The organism is Rhodococcus sp. SMB37, from assembly GCF_004345605.1.
Classification (GTDB): Bacteria; Actinomycetota; Actinomycetes; order Mycobacteriales; family Mycobacteriaceae; genus Rhodococcus.
Window position 1 is genome coordinate 469,396 of sequence record NZ_SLVY01000001.1, and the last position, 14,763, is coordinate 484,158.

The window sequence follows — 14,763 nt, forward strand, 5'->3', positions numbered from 1 at the left end:
TCCCGTTTTCTCGCGAATGCGTTCTAGTTCTTGGGAAACTTCAACTTCGACAGATCGAAGCCCTCGAGACCCGGAGGGACTTCGTCGAGGCCCTTCGGCATGTTGGACAGGTCGGGCATGCCCGCACCGAGCCCCGGGAACCCGGCGGGCATGCCGCCGGGAAGACCACCCCGCACCTTCGGCGGTGTCGGCCCGCGGCCGCCCTTCTTTCCCTTCTTGCCCTTCTTCGAACGCTGGTTGCGCCGGGCGCCGGGCATACCCATTTGGCCGGCCATCGCGGACATCATCTTCCGCGCTTCGAAGAAGCGGTCGACGAGCTGGTTCACATCGGAAACCTTCACGCCGGAGCCGTTGGCGATGCGCAGTCGACGGGAGCCATTGATGATTTTCGGGTTGGCACGCTCCGCAGGGGTCATGCCGCGGATGATCGCCTGGATCCGGTCGAGTTGCTTCTCGTCGACGCCCGCGAGCGCGTCCTTCATCTGGCCCGCTCCGGGGAGCATACCGAGCAGGTTCGCGATGGGACCCATCTTGCGCACGGCCATCATCTGTTCGAGGAAGTCTTCGAGGGTGAGCTCGCCGCTCCCGATCTTGGCGGCGGTCGCTTCGGCCTGTGTGGCGTCGAAGTGCTGCTCGGCCTGCTCGATGAGGGTGAGCACATCGCCCATACCGAGGATGCGGCTGGCCATACGCTCGGGGTGGAAGACGTCGAAGTCCTCGAGCTTCTCACCCGTGGATGCGAACAGGATCGGCCGGCCTGTCAGTTCGCGGACGCTGAGCGCGGCACCGCCGCGCGCATCGCCGTCGAGCTTGGTGAGCACGACGCCGGTGAAGCCGACACCCTCGCGGAACGCCTCAGCGGTGCTCACGGCATCCTGGCCGATCATCGCGTCGAGAACGAACAGGGTCTCGTCAGGCTGGACGGCGTCGCGGATGCCTGCGGCCTGCGCCATCAGTTCCTGATCGATGCCGAGGCGGCCGGCGGTGTCGACGACGACCACGTCGTACTGCTTGTTCTTCGCCTCCGCGATGCCCTGCTGTGCGACCGCGATCGGGTCGGCGGCCGTGACACCGAGTTCGTTCTCGCCACCACCGATCGACGTTCCCGGATGCGGCGCGAACACCGACACGCCGGCACGTTCCCCGACGACCTGCAGCTGCGTGACCGCGCCGGGACGTTGGAGGTCGCACGCGACCAGCATCGGGGTGTGACCCTGATCCTTGAGCCACCTGGCGAGCTTGCCGGCGAGCGTGGTCTTACCCGCACCCTGCAGACCTGCCAGCATGATGACGGTCGGTGGGGTCTTCGCGAACTGGAGCCGGCGGGTCTCACCGCCGAGGATCCCGACGAGTTCGTCGTTGACGATCTTGACGACCTGCTGAGCCGGGTTCAGCGCGCCGTGAACCTCGGCGCCCTTGGCGCGTTCCTTGATTTTCTTGATGAACGAGCGCACGACGGGCAGCGCCACGTCCGCGTCGAGGAGGGCAAGGCGGATTTCGCGGCACGTTGCGTCGATGTCCGCGTCGGACAGGCGCCCCTTGCCGCGCAGGTCCTTGAGGACCCCTGTCAACCTGTCGGAAAGGGATTCGAACACCGAATGCGCTCCTGCGGTCTGACGAGAACACGGACAATACTGCGCTCCAGGGTAGCCGCTCCGATCCACCCGCAACCGGGGGTGGGGCCGTCCGGCCGACCGACAGACGGCAGGAGACCCGGGATCGCGGGTCAGCTCACGACGCCGTGGAGGGCTTCTTCGGCTCAGGAGTGGGAAGAACGGCCAGCAGAGCCTGCTCGAGCCGTTCCCGTGACGCCCTCGTTCCGGCGGTGGACAGATCGACGCAGAACGAGTCGACCACGGTCGATCCGATCGTCGTCACCGTCGCCCACCGCACGTCGGCCCCGAGATCCTCGAACACGCCGGCGAGGCGACAGAGCATCCCGACGCGGTCCTCCGCCCTGACCTCCAGCACAACCTGCCCCGGGTCCGTCGTGTCGAGCCAGATCAGCCGTGGTGGGGCCTGCGAATACGTGCCGGGCACCGCGCGCTCGGGACGTACCGACGGTGCGGACTCGCGTGCCGCGCGATCCTTCGCCTCGAGTTCCGCGAGCAGATCCAGATCACCGGACCGTGCGCGTACGAATTCCTGCCGCAGCAGACCCGCCGCAGGCGGCTCACCGAACCGTGGCACCACCACGAACGTATTGACCGTGCTTCCTGCGTGGCTTCCGATGGAGGCCGACTGCACTCTCAGCCCGTGCAGAGCCAGCACTCCCGCGGTGTCGGACAACACGCCGGGCTCGTCCGGAGCCACCACCGTCGCGGTGTAGCCACGACCGTCGGGCCGCGGGTCGAGCGAGACATGCATGGCACCGTCCTCGGCGAGTTGCGCGAGTTCGGGGTCGATCGGGGACGGAGCAGGGAGGTCCTCCCCTGCCATCATCAGCCGGCAGCGTCGCACCAGTTCCCGGATGAGCGAGGCTTTCCACTCGCCCCACACACCGGGTCCGGTGGCCTGCGAATCTGCTTCCGCGAGCGCGTGCAGCAGTTCGAGGAGCAGTGGGTCGCCGCCCAATGTGTCCACCACCGACGCGACGGTTGCCGGATCGTCCAGGTCGCGCCGGGTCGCCGTGTGCGGGAGCAACAGGTGGTGCCGGACCATCGCCGTGAGCACGGCCAGATCGGACGGCCACAAGCCCATGCGCGTTCCGATCTGGTCGGCGACCTCGGCACCGACCACACTGTGGTCGCCGCCGCGGCCCTTGCCGATGTCGTGGAGGAGCGCACCGAGGAGCAGCAGATCAGGGCGGGACACCCGCGTCGTGAGTGCACTCGCGTGCACTGCGGTTTCCACCAGATGGCGATCGACGGTCCAGGTGTGAACGGCGTCGCGGGGTGGCAGGTCGCGGACCGCTCCCCACTCGGGCAACAGACGTCCCCACAATCCAGTGCGATCGAGGGCCTCCACGACGTCGACAGCAGCAGGTCCTGACGCGAGCAGCACGATCAGGTCGTCGAGCGCCTGGCGAGGCCACGGCTCCCGCAATTCCGGTGCGTGATCCGACAGCCGGGTCAACGTCGCCGCGGAGATCGGTAGACCCGATCGTGCAGCTGCAGCCGCTACCCTGGTGATCAGGCCCGGGTCCTTGCTCGGCTGGGCATCGCGGGCCAACGCGACCTCGCCGCCGTGCTCGACGACGCCTTCGTCGAGGGGGTGGCGCACCGGTCCACGCCGCAGGCGCGACAAGCCCTTGCGCGGCAGCGAGTTACCCGCGGTGCGAACACCGACCTCGACAGAATAGCTGATCGTTCGCGCCGCCTCCGTGAGCAGACGTGCCAGGTCGAAACGGTCGCCGATGCGCAGTGCAGCGCCGATCTCGTCAGCGTCCTGAGCCTGCAGTTGATCGCGGCCACGACCCGCGACACGGTGCAGTTCGGTGCGGACGTCGAGAAGGTGACGATGTGCTGCCGCGAGCCCGCCCCCGGGTGCATCCGGTCCGAGGCCAGGCATGCCGTCGGTGAGCTGCGCGACGGACAACGCGTTGAGCAGTTGTACGTCCCGCAACCCTCCCCGACCGCTCTTGAGATCGGGCTCGGCGCGGTGCGCGATCTGGCCGGACCGCTCCCACCGCGCTTCCGTCATCTCGATCAGCTCGTCGAAACGGTTCCGTATCCCGGTGCGCCACTGTCTGCGCACGCCACCGATGAGCAAGTTGCTCAGTTCCTGGTCGCCGGCGATGTGTCGGGCTTCGAGCATCCCGAGCGCTGCGGGAAGGTCACCGGAAGCCACCTGTAGAGCCTGCGGGACCGTCCGGACGCTGTGATCGAGCCGGAGATGTGCGTCCCACAGCGGGTACCACAGCCGGTCCGCCACCGACGACACCGTCTCGGGATCGATATTGTCGTGGAGCAGGATGAGATCGAGATCGGAGTGCGGCAGCATCTCACGTCGGCCTAAGCCCCCGACCGCGACGAGTGCGAACCCGCTGTCCGGTCTGATGCCGAGGTCGGAACCCTCGGTGGTCAACCAGAAATCGAACAGGTCGACGAGCGCGTCGCGCAGCGCTTGGGTGTCGAGGCGACGAGTTCGGCCGGAGCTGGAGACGAGTGCGTCCCGGGCCGCCGAGAGGTCTGTCGCCGTGGCCGGGGTCGAAGAGGCCGAAGGCCCACGACCCGCCGCGTGAGCAGCGTGTCCTGGGCCTCGGTTCTCTGCCCCTCGGGGGTCAGAGTGCATCCGTACCTCTTTCTCCGGTGCGGACTCGAATCACCGATTCCACCGGGGTGACCCACACCTTGCCGTCACCGATCTTTCCAGTGCGTGAGGCCTCGACGATCGTGTCGACCACCTTGTCCACAACGGAGTCGTCGACGACGACCTCGACGCGCACCTTCGGCACGAAGTCGACCGAGTACTCGGCTCCGCGATACACCTCGGTGTGGCCCTTCTGGCGTCCGTAGCCCTGCACTTCGCTCACGGTCATTCCGAGCACCCCGGCCTGTTCGAGCCCTGCCTTGACGTCCTCGAGCGTGAACGGCTTCACGATTGCCGTGATCAACTTCATTTCTCATCCCTTCCCGGTGCCCACCGGACGTTGTCGTTGGTGTCCGCGTAATCCTTGCCCGCTATCTTCGTCCACTTTCCACCTCAGCGACGAGGTGAGGCGTTACTTCGGTGACGAGGTGAAGTATCACTTCAGTGCAGTGGCGAAGTCGTATGCGGATTCCGCGTGCTCGGTCTCGTCGATTCCGCGAGCTTCGTCCTCGGGCGAGATGCGCCAACCCAGGGGCCGCAGAGCGAGGGCGATCACGGCGGTGACGATGGCAGTGAACACCAGGGCGACCAGGGCGATCACGATCTGGATGACGAGTTGCTTGTAGTCGCCTCCGTAGAACAGGCCGGTCTCGGTGCCGAGTAGGCCGATGGCGACCGTGCCCCACAGACCGGACACGAGGTGCACGCCCACGACATCGAGCGAGTCGTCGTAGCCGAACTTGTACTTCAGGCCGACTGCGAGGGCCGAGAGGATGCCTGCGACAACACCGAGGACGATGGATCCGACGGGGCTGAGGGAACCGGCAGCGGGCGTGATGGCGACCAGACCGGCGACGGCACCCGATGCGGCGCCGAGGCTGGTGGCCTTGCCGTCCCGGACACGCTCGGTCGCGAGCCAGCCGAGGATTGCGGCGGCGGTGGCCACGGTGGTGTTGAGCCAGGCGAGGCCGGCAACACCGTCGGCAGCGAACGCGGATCCACCGTTGAACCCGAACCAGCCGAACCACAGAAGCGCGGCGCCGAGCATCACGAACGGGAGATTGTGCGGGCGGAACGCGGTCTTACCGAAGCCAGTGCGCTTGCCGACGATGAGTGCGAGTACCAGCGCGGCAATACCGGCGTTGATGTGGACCACCGTGCCGCCTGCGAAGTCGATCGGGTGGACTGCAGCGGTGAGTCCGCCTTCACCGTCGTCGACGGTGCCGAAGAGCATTGCAGCGATGCTGTCCTCGGAGCCGGAGAGCAGGCCGCCGCCCCACACCATGTGGGCGAGCGGGAAGTATGCGAGGGTCACCCAGACTCCGACGAACACCATCCACGTGCCGAACTTCACGCGCTCGGCAAGTGCGCCGCTGATGAGCGCGGTGGTGATGATCGCGAAGGTGACCTGGAACCCGATATCGATGACCTGCGGGTAGTTGCCCAGGCCCGGCAGGAATCCACCTTCGTCGTCGTAGATGGCGCCCTGCAGACCGAACATCTCGAACGGGTTCGCGAAGATACCGCCGATGCTCTCGGAGCCGTACGACATCGACCAGCCCCACAGCACATAGATCACGCCGATCAGCGCCATCGCGCCGAACGACATCATCATCATGTTCAGGACCGACTTGGCGCGTGACATGCCGCCGTAGAAGAACGCCAGACCCGGTGTCATCAGCAGCACGAGCGATGCCGCCATGAGCATCCATGCGGCGTCGCCGGTGTTCACCACTTCCTCCACTTGCACACCTCCCAGTTGTCCGCGCCGATGAGCGCGTCGTTGGGGAAAGCTTCCTGCGGAGATGTTTCAGCAGAAGCGCCGTCCTGTTTCGACGGCGTGAACGCGTGGAGGGACGGTGTTTCGTTCATGTTTCACGGCGGAGCCCGCATCGGGAAGCGACGAGGCCGCCCCGCCGTAGCGGAAGCGGCCTCGAGTCGAAAGATGGAAGGTGTCAGCCCAGCAGCGCGTCGACGAACGCACCCGGTTCGAAAGGAGCGAGGTCGTCCGCACCCTCACCCAGGCCGACGAGCTTGACCGGAACGCCCAGCTCGTGTTGCACCTGGAAGACGATTCCGCCCTTTGCGGTGCCGTCCAGCTTCGTCAGTACCACGCCGGTGATGTCGACGACCTCGGCGAACACGCGGGCCTGCATGAGTCCGTTCTGCCCGATGGTGGCGTCGAGCACCAGCAGGACCTCGTCGACGGCGGCCTTCTTCTCGACCACGCGCTTGACCTTGCCCAGCTCGTCCATCAGGCCGGTCTTCGTGTGCAGGCGACCTGCGGTGTCGATGAGGACTGCGTCGACCCCGTTGTCGATGCCCTTCGCGACGGAGTCGAACGCGACTGCTGCGGGGTCGGCTGCTTCCTTGCCGCGCACTACCTCGGCACCTACACGCTCGGCCCAGGTTTGGAGCTGATCGGCCGCAGCAGCACGGAAGGTGTCGGCGGCGCCGAGCAGGACTCGACGTCCGTCTGCGACGAGAACGCGGGCGAGTTTTCCGGTCGTGGTCGTCTTACCCGTGCCGTTGACGCCGACGATGAGCAGGACCGACGGGAGGTTGTCGTGCGGCAGGGCTCGGATGGAACGGTCGAGGTCGGGCCGCAGTTCGTCGACGAGCACCGTGCGGAGCACCGCGCGCGCATCGGCCTCGGACCGGATGTTGCTCGCTGCCATCTCCTCTCGCAGCCGGTCCACGATCTTCGCGGTGGTGGCGGAACCGAGATCGGCGATCAGGAGTGTGTCCTCGATCTCCTCCCACGAATCCTCGTCCAGATCGCCGCCGCCGAGCAGGCCGAGCAGGCTCTTGCCCACAGCATTCTGCGAGCGGGCCAGCCGACCCCGGAGGCGGACGAGTCGTCCCGAGGTCGGCTCGATCTCGTCGAGCGCCGGTGCAACGGGTGTTTCGACAGGCGCGGGGGTAGGCACGGCTTCGACGGGAGCAGCCGTCGTCGGTGCAGCGTCGACGGGCGCCTCGGGCTCCGCTGCCTCGGGGGCTACCTTGGGCTCCGGGACCACCTCGGGCGCAGTAATGACCTCGGGCGCGCTCTCCGGCTCCGCAGGCTCAGGTTCTGCGACGGCGGGGCCGGGTGCGGCCTCCGGTTCGACGGGCTCAGGCTCCGCAGGTTTCGGCTCTGCAGGCTTCGGCTCGCTCGGCGGCACCACCGGGGTCCGCGGGGTGGGCGGCGCCTCGGTGACCTCCTCGGGCAACGGCACAGTGCGAGGCTCCGGCGCCGGTGTCGGCGCGGGTTCCGGGGTAGGCCGTTCGACCGGTTGCGGCGGCGCGGTGGCAGTCGTTCCCTGACTGAAACTGAATCCGCTCTGCGCTTTGTAACCGCCCGAGCGATCCTTGCCTTCTGCGGTGTCGAGCTGCCGGGTCTCCTCCTTCGCCGTCAGCGACACCTGCCGTCGCCGATAGAGCGTCAGACCCACGACGAGCGCGACGAGAACAACCGCGAGGGCGGCCGCGATGATTATCCAAGCTCCGGTACTCACGCACCCATACTGTCAGGCCTGGAGCTCGTCTTCCGGTTCAGGGACAGGTGTTGTGACATTCTGCCCGCGCAGACGCTGGGAGATCACACGGGTGATGCCGTCACCCCGCATGCTGACGCCGTACAGCGCGTCGGCAACCTCCATCGTCGGTTTCTGGTGGGTGATGACGATCAGCTGAGATTTTTCGCGCAGCTGCTCGAACAACCCGATCAGTCTCCGCAGGTTCGTGTCGTCGAGCGCTGCCTCCACCTCGTCCATGACGTAGAACGGGGACGGCCGGGCGCGGAAGATCGCCACGAGCATCGCGACGGCGGTCAGTGACTTCTCACCTCCGGACAGCAGCGACAACCGCTTGACTTTCTTACCCGGGGGCCGGGCTTCCACCTCGATGCCCGTCGTGAGCATGTCCTTCGGGTCGGTGAGGACGAGTCGACCTTCACCGCCGGGGAACAACTTTGCGAACACCTGCTCGAATTCGCGCTCGACGTCGGCGTAGGCCTCGGTGAACACCTGCAGGATCCGCGCGTCGACCTCGTCGACCACGGCCAGCAGATCCTTGCGGGCGTTCTTGACGTCCTCGAGTTGCGTCGCGAGGAAGTTGTACCGCTCCTCGAGAGCGGCGAACTCCTCGAGAGCGAGCGGGTTGACCTTGCCGAGCGTCGAGAGATCCTTCTGGGCACGCTTCGCGCGGCGTTCCTGCGTCGCGCGATCGTAGGGCTGCGGCTGCGGGGCGACCACCTGTTCGCCGCGTTCGCGTGCCTGCTCGTACTCGGCGATTTCGAGATCGGTCGGCGGGAGCGGGACGTCCGGGCCGTACTCGGCAACGAGGTCGTCGAGTGCGATGCTGAACTGCTCGAGAATTGTCTGCTCGAGCTGTTCGATGCGCAGCGCGGCCTGCGCCCGCGCCACCTCGTCGCGGTGCACGGCGTCGGTGAGCTGGTCGCGCTGGGTGGAGAACTCGCGCACGAGTTCCTTGGCCCGGTCGAGTTGCTCGGCACATTCGGTGCGGCGGCGGGTCAGTTCCTCCCGATGCGCGTGCGCGGTGGCGACCGCGGTCTCGAGTTCCCCGGTCACGCGGGCACCGGCCGCAGCGACCGCCGCGGCCACCGCAGCAGCCTGCCGACGGGTCGCGCGCGCTCGCTCGGCGCGTGCGCGGGCTTCACGTTCGGCCTGTGCGGCGCGGCGTAGCGAGTCGGCCTTGCCGCGTAGCGATTCGGCGCGTTCTTCCGCAGTACGCGCGGCGAGCCTGGACTCCATCTCGACGGCACGCACCTCGGCGAGAGCTGCCGCGGCCATCTCACGCTCGGCGGCGGTCGATTCGGTGCCGGCGCTGTCGCCGGTGCCCTCCTGCTCGCCCTCCGCGAGCCGCAAACGCTCCTCGAGTTCTACGAGCTTCTCCCGGGCCGCATCGCGTTCTTTCTCCGCTGCTGCACGCTGCGTGACGAGACGTTCGGATTCGGCGTGCGCGTTGCGAGCGGCCTGGCCGAGACGTCCGAGCTGTTCGTAGACCGCCGACATCGCCGCGTCGGATTCGTTGAGGGCCGCGAGTGTCTGCTCGGCGTATTCGGCGCGTGCCTTCTGCTCCTCGGCGGCACCGGTCAGCGCTGCGGCAAGTTCTTCCGAGCGGCGCTCCGCTGCCTCGAGCCCCTCCCGCGAGGAATCGATCGCCGCTTGGATCTCGAGCGTGCTCGGCGCACGATCGGAGCCTCCGACGACCCATCCGGAGCCGGTGAGGTCACCGCGGCGGGTGACCGCACGCAGATCCGGTCGCTGCGAGCACACCGTCGCAGCGGCCGCGAGGTCGTCGACCACAACGATTCCGGCGAGGATGGCATCGAGTCCTCCGCGCAGTTCATCGGGGCATACGACCACGTCGCGAACCCACCGAGCGTCCGCGGGCAGCGACCCGGACTCGTCGGGCGCCTCGGCCCCGACCGCGAGGAACGCAACCCTGCCCTGGTCGGCGTCGGCGAGAGCGGTGGCCAGCGAATTCGCTGCGGCCACCGACGTGACAGTGAGGGCGTCGGAGGCGGGTCCGAGTGCGGCGGCGACTGCCGCCTCGAAACCGGGTTCGACACGCAGACGGTCTGCGAGCGGACCCAGCACACCCGAGTCGGCGTGGTGCTCGAGCAGCCATGCAGCACCGTCCTTACGCTCGAGTCCCATCGACAGGGCCTCGATGCGAGCGCCGAGCGAAGCGACCTCCTTACCCGCAGTGCGTTCGGCGTTCTGGAGTTCCTCGACGCGTTCGTCGGCGATGCGGGCCGCCTCGACGGCTCGTTCGTGTTGGGCGTCTGCGTCGATCTCCCCCGCATCGAGATCGTCGATGCGGCCCTGCGCGGTTTCGAACTCTGCCTGCGCGTCGACTCCGCGGCGACGGGCCTCCTCGATCGCAACAGTGAGTCGCGTGATCTCGCCGTCGATCGAGTCCGTGCGGGTCCGGACGGTGTCGACCTGGCCGGTGAGGCGGGCGAGTCCCTCGCGGCGGTCGGCGATGGCGCGGACCGCCGCCATGTGCGCCCGTTCGGCCGCTGCCGCGTGTTCCTCTTGCGCGATGAGTTGTTCCTTCGCCGCTTCGAGGGTGCCGTGCGCGATCTCGACGGCCTCGATCAGTTCGGCTTCTTCGGCGGCGATCCGGTCGGCGCGTGCTTCCATCTCGTCTGGATCCTGCCCGGCGCGGACCTCGGGTTCTGCATCGAGGTGGCGGGCGCGTTCCTGCGCGATTCGCACAGTCGCGGACACGCGTTCGGCGAGGGCCGAGAGCCGGAACCAGGTCTGGGAGGCCGCTTCGGCGCTCGGGGTGAGTTGAGCAAGGGCCTGTTCGTGGCGGGCGAGGTCGGCGGTGGCCTCGTCGAGCATCACATTGACGTGGTCGAGGCGCTCGCGCAGGACTTGTTCCTGCTCGTCCTGGCCCACGAACTCGGCGCGACGGGTCACGAGGTCGTCGGCAGCCAGGCGAAGCCGCGCATCACGAAGGTCGGCCTGCACAGTCTGGGCGCGGCGCGCGACCTCGGCCTGTCGTCCGAGTGGTTTGAGCTGGCGGCGCAGTTCGGCAGTGAGGTCGGTCAGCCGAGCGAGATTGGCCTGCATCGAATCGAGCTTGCGGACCGCCTTCTCCTTGCGACGGCGGTGCTTGAGCACCCCGGCGGCCTCTTCGATGAATGCCCGCCGGTCTTCCGGGCGAGATTCGAGGATCGCAGCCAGACGCCCCTGCCCGACGATCACGTGCATTTCACGGCCGATACCGGAGTCGGAGAGAAGTTCCTGCACATCCATCAGGCGGCACGAGTTGCCGTTGATCTCGTACTCGCCGGCGCCGTCGCGGAACATGCGCCGCGTAACGGACACCTCCGAGTACTCGATCGGAAGGGCGCCGTCCGAATTGTCGATCGTCAGTGTCACCTCGGCGCGACCGAGCGGCGGGCGTCCCGCAGTGCCCGCGAAGATGACGTCCTGCATCTTCCCGCCGCGAAGCGCTTTGGCGCCTTGTTCCCCCATCACCCAGGTGAGGGCATCTACCACATTGGACTTACCCGAGCCGTTGGGTCCGACGACACAGGTGATGCCGGGCTCGAAGCGCAGAGTCGTCGACGAAGCGAAGGACTTGAAGCCCTTCAGTGTCAGACTCTTGAGATGCATGAGGAAAAACCTTACCGGGACGTCAGCGCTCGACGAATCCGGTGAGGTCGCCGCGTGCCGGTTCCCAACTCTCGACCACGAGTCGCACCTCCCCCGGTGTCAGGTCGGATCGCAGCCAGTCGAGCAGCATTTCGAGGGCGTGACGCGGGCCCTCGGCGATGACGAGAACCCGACCGTCCGCATGGTTGGTGGCGTGGCCTACGAGTCCGAGTTCGAGCGCTCGGGCACGAGTGAACCAGCGGAAGCCGACACCCTTGACCCTGCCGTGCACCCAGGCCGTCATGCGTTCGGTGTCGTCGGGATGTTCCGGTGCCACAGTGCTCCTCTAGACGTCTGCGGTGATGGTCAACGACACCTTCGTGCCGGCCTTCAGCGTGCGGCCGACGGTGCAGACCTTGTCGACGGATCGCTCGACAAGCGCGACTAGTCGCTGTTGGGCTTCGGCGTCGAGTTCGGAGAGGTCGAGGATCAGTTCTTCTTCGAGGTGCGGGTAGACCTCGTTCTCGCGGTCGGCTGCGCCGGACACCTTGATCGTCGCGTCGTAGTCGTCGCCGAGCCGCCGTGACAGGGGGAAATCGGAACTCATACCGGAACACGCGGCAAGGGCGATCTTCAGCAGCTCGCCTGGGGTGAAGACACCGTCGACGCTCTCGGAGCCGATGAGCACCTCGGCGCCGCGTGAGCTGCGGCCGGTGTAACGGCGGGTGCCGGTGCGCTCGACCCACAGTTCGGTGGGTGTGGTCGCGGAGTTCTGGTCAGCCATGCAGGAAATCCTGCCATGCTGTGCCGACACTGGGCGCAGGACGGGGCCCACACCGAGCACAGGACGGTCTCACGCCCTGGTATTCGCTCCGCTGAGGCTCCACGGCCTGGGCTGGCAGCGCGGACACGAAAAGGACGAGCGGTTCATGAATTTCTCGCGCCGGATCGGTGCGCCGCACCGCCGGCACGGCCTGTCTTCCTGGCCGTACGCGTTCAAGGAGCGCTCGAAATAGCCGGACTCTCCGTTGACGTTCACGTACAGCGCATCGAACGACGTGCCACCCTGATCGAGCGCTTCAGCCATCACGTCGTGGGCGGCAGAGAGCACAGCACGCAGTTTCGGGCCGGTCAGTTTGTCGGTCGGCCGGTTGCCGTGGATCTGCGCACGCCACAGCGCTTCGTCCGCGTAGATGTTGCCGATACCGGAGACGATGGTCTGGTCGAGCAATGCGCGTTTGATCTCGGTGTGCTTGCTGCGCAAGACCTTCACCACCGCGGATGGATCGAATCGCGGGTCCATCGGATCCCGCGCGATGTGCGCGACGGGCATCGGCAATCGATCACCATCGACCTCGACGAGCGGTGCGAGTGCCCAACCTCCGAAAGTGCGCTGGTCGACGAAACGCAGGTCGGCTCCGCTGTCGAGCACCGCGCGGATCCGCAGGTGCTTCTCGTCCGCAACCGTGGGCGGCTGCACCAACATCTGACCGCTCATCCCGAGGTGCACGACTACCGCCAGGTCAGTCGGTTCGAGGACGAGCCAGAGGTATTTTCCACGTCGTTCGACGGCGGAGACGGTCTGTCCGGTCAACTGCAGTGCGAGATCACGCGGTCCGGGTTCGTGGCGCCGCGCCGCCCTCGGGTGCAGGACCTCGACGGACTCCATGGTGGCGCCCAGGACGTGGGTGGTGAGCCCACGTCGAACGACTTCGACCTCGGGGAGTTCGGGCACAGCAGAGTCAGTTCGTCCCGGTCGAGGTATCGGAGTTCTCGCCGGCCTCGCCCGACAACAGCTGCCACGCGGTGGAGGCGGCCTTCTGCTCGGCTTCCTTCTTCGTCCGTCCCACGCCGACCCCGTACGGCTTTCCTGCCACGAGAGCGGTGGCAGTGAATTCCTTGTCGTGGTCGGGACCGGTCGCGGTGATCTCGTAGACGGGAACACCGGCCCCGCGTTCGGCCGTGAGTTCCTGCAGGCTGGTCTTCCAATCCAAGCCGGCGCCCAGACGTGGGCCACGGTCGAGCAGTTCGGCGAACAGACGCAGGACCACCTCGCGGGCGACCTCGATGCCGTGCTGCAGGTGGACCGCTCCGAGCAACGACTCCATTCCGTCGGCGAGGATGCTCGCCTTGTCGCGACCGCCGGTCATCTCCTCGCCTTTGCCGAGCAGGAGGTGAACGCCCAGTCCGCCGTCACCGAGCCCGCGCGCCACTTCGGCGAGCGCGTGCATGTTGACCACGCTCGCGCGGATCTTCGCGAGTTCACCTTCGGGTTTGTCCGGGTGGGTCAGATACAGGTATTCGGTCACGGACAGACCCAGCACGGCATCGCCGAGGAACTCGAGTCGTTCGTTGGTCGGCAGCCCGCCCTTCTCGTACGCGTACGAGCGGTGAGTCAATGCCAGGGTCAGCAGGTCAGGGGCCACCGGGACACCGAGGGCGGCGAGGAGAGACGCATGTTCTCCCTCGCCGCCCTCGGGTGCGGTATCGATCGACTTGGTCGTCACGTATGTACCGATCAGACGGGCGCGGTCACCTGACGGCCGTTGTAGGTACCACACGACGGGCACGCCACATGCGGCAGCTTCTTCTCACCGCAGCCGCGGTTCGGGCAGGTAACGAGCGTCGGCGCAGTGGTGTTCCACTGGCTGCGCCGCGACCGGGTGTTGGAACGCGACATTCTGCGCTTGGGGACGGCCACGTCTACTTCTCCTCGTTGTTCTTGCTGTCGGATGCACTGCTGGATTCTTCGGAGCCTGCGCCGAACGCGGCTGCCAACCCAGCCCAGCGAGGATCCAGTATTTCATGTCCGTGCCCGGATTCCGCAATCGCCAGGCGAATGCCACATTCCGCGCACAGTCCCGCGCAGTCGTCGGTGCACAACGGACGTAGCGGAAGTTCCAATCCGACCGCGTCGACGATCGCAGGCTCGAGATCTATCAGATCGTCTTCGATCCGATAGACCTCGTCTTCCTGCGTGGTCTGGTCGGTCACACTGTTCGGGTAGGCGAACAGCTCGGTGAGGTACAAACTCACCTCGCCCGTGAACGGCTCGAGGCATCGAGAGCATTCACCGACGGTGTCGGCACGAACTGTACCGGTCACCAGAACACCCTCCGACACCGACTCCAACCGAAGGTCGAGGTCGATGTCGCCGCCTTCACGGATCGCGATCATCTCGAGTCCGATGCGCGACGGAGACGCGATGTGCCGCTGCACCGTACGCATCGACCCGGGACGACGCCCCAGCGAGAGCGTATCCAGCACAAGACCGGCTTCCCGTTCGGGATGCCGCGTACCGGAGCGGTGGGTAGACACGTCGATCTCACTTTCGAATAGAAGACAGTGCGAATTCACTGGGCAACCGCTCTATGATACGCGATGACCCTACGATTTA

At 66.8% G+C, this 14,763-nt stretch carries 12 protein-coding genes; all 12 read right to left on the minus strand.

What is annotated here, in order from left to right; translation table 11 throughout:
• Nucleotides 1–23 precede the first annotated feature (23 nt).
• The 12 genes from ffh to EV641_RS02330 all read right to left on the minus strand — a co-directional run bounded on the left by ffh (nucleotide 24) and on the right by EV641_RS02330 (nucleotide 14,633).
• On the minus strand, nucleotides 24–1,595 hold the full coding sequence (gene ffh, locus EV641_RS02275) for a signal recognition particle protein (protein WP_054717743.1): 1,572 nt from the start codon (nucleotides 1,593–1,595) through the stop codon (nucleotides 24–26).
• A 136-nt stretch (nucleotides 1,596–1,731) separates the two neighbouring features.
• Nucleotides 1,732–4,233 (minus strand): [protein-PII] uridylyltransferase, encoded by a 2,502-nt coding sequence (locus tag EV641_RS02280; protein WP_132470583.1) that lies wholly within the window; start codon nucleotides 4,231–4,233, stop codon nucleotides 1,732–1,734.
• Nucleotides 4,223–4,561 carry a P-II family nitrogen regulator gene (locus tag EV641_RS02285; protein WP_054717737.1) on the minus strand — a complete coding sequence of 113 codons (339 nt, stop codon included), beginning with the start codon at nucleotides 4,559–4,561 and terminating at the stop codon, nucleotides 4,223–4,225. Before EV641_RS02285 ends, EV641_RS02280 begins: the two co-directional genes overlap by 11 nt.
• 126 nt (nucleotides 4,562–4,687) lie before the next feature.
• Complete coding sequence (locus EV641_RS02290) at nucleotides 4,688–5,995, minus strand: ammonium transporter (RefSeq protein WP_132470585.1); 1,308 nt, start codon at nucleotides 5,993–5,995, stop codon at nucleotides 4,688–4,690.
• Between the two features lie 211 nt (nucleotides 5,996–6,206).
• Nucleotides 6,207–7,748, minus strand: coding sequence for a signal recognition particle-docking protein FtsY (gene ftsY / locus EV641_RS02295; RefSeq protein WP_132470586.1), 1,542 nt, complete (start codon nucleotides 7,746–7,748; stop codon nucleotides 6,207–6,209).
• Nucleotides 7,749–7,760: 12 nt separating this feature from the next.
• Nucleotides 7,761–11,387 carry a chromosome segregation protein SMC gene (gene smc, locus EV641_RS02300; RefSeq protein ID WP_132470588.1) on the minus strand — a complete coding sequence of 1,209 codons (3,627 nt, stop codon included), beginning with the start codon at nucleotides 11,385–11,387 and terminating at the stop codon, nucleotides 7,761–7,763.
• A 22-nt stretch (nucleotides 11,388–11,409) separates the two neighbouring features.
• Entirely contained in the window at nucleotides 11,410–11,670 is a 261-nt protein-coding gene (locus EV641_RS02305) for an acylphosphatase (RefSeq protein WP_132470781.1), read from the minus strand.
• A gap of 42 nt (nucleotides 11,671–11,712) precedes the next feature.
• Nucleotides 11,713–12,150 (minus strand): OsmC family protein, encoded by a 438-nt coding sequence (locus tag EV641_RS02310; protein WP_132470590.1) that lies wholly within the window; start codon nucleotides 12,148–12,150, stop codon nucleotides 11,713–11,715.
• 69 nt (nucleotides 12,151–12,219) lie between these two features.
• Entirely contained in the window at nucleotides 12,220–13,101 is an 882-nt protein-coding gene (gene mutM, locus EV641_RS02315; protein WP_132470592.1) for a bifunctional DNA-formamidopyrimidine glycosylase/DNA-(apurinic or apyrimidinic site) lyase, read from the minus strand.
• 7 nt (nucleotides 13,102–13,108) lie between these two features.
• Nucleotides 13,109–13,873, minus strand: a complete 765-nt coding sequence (rnc, locus tag EV641_RS02320; RefSeq protein WP_132470594.1) for a ribonuclease III — start codon at nucleotides 13,871–13,873, stop codon at nucleotides 13,109–13,111.
• Nucleotides 13,874–13,884: 11 nt separating this feature from the next.
• A complete protein-coding gene (gene rpmF / locus EV641_RS02325; RefSeq protein WP_006551208.1) occupies nucleotides 13,885–14,067 on the minus strand; it encodes a 50S ribosomal protein L32 in 183 nt (60 codons plus the stop codon).
• Between the two features lie 2 nt (nucleotides 14,068–14,069).
• The gene (locus EV641_RS02330) at nucleotides 14,070–14,633 is read right to left on the minus strand and encodes a YceD family protein (protein ID WP_132470782.1); all 564 of its coding nucleotides are present in this window, start codon (nucleotides 14,631–14,633) and stop codon (nucleotides 14,070–14,072) included.
• Nucleotides 14,634–14,763: the final 130 nt, after the last annotated feature.

Excerpts from the sequence above, each read along its gene's own strand:
- EV641_RS02280 (WP_132470583.1), bottom strand. The coding sequence starts at position 4,233 with ATGCACTCTGACCCCCGAGGGGCAGAGAACCGAGGCCCAGGACACGCT.
- EV641_RS02285 (WP_054717737.1), bottom strand. The coding sequence starts at position 4,561 with ATGAAGTTGATCACGGCAATCGTGAAGCCGTTCACGCTCGAGGACGTC.
- smc (WP_132470588.1), bottom strand. The coding sequence starts at position 11,387 with ATGCATCTCAAGAGTCTGACACTGAAGGGCTTCAAGTCCTTCGCTTCG.
- EV641_RS02305 (WP_132470781.1), bottom strand. The coding sequence starts at position 11,670 with ATGACGGCCTGGGTGCACGGCAGGGTCAAGGGTGTCGGCTTCCGCTGG.
- EV641_RS02310 (WP_132470590.1), bottom strand. The coding sequence starts at position 12,150 with ATGGCTGACCAGAACTCCGCGACCACACCCACCGAACTGTGGGTCGAG.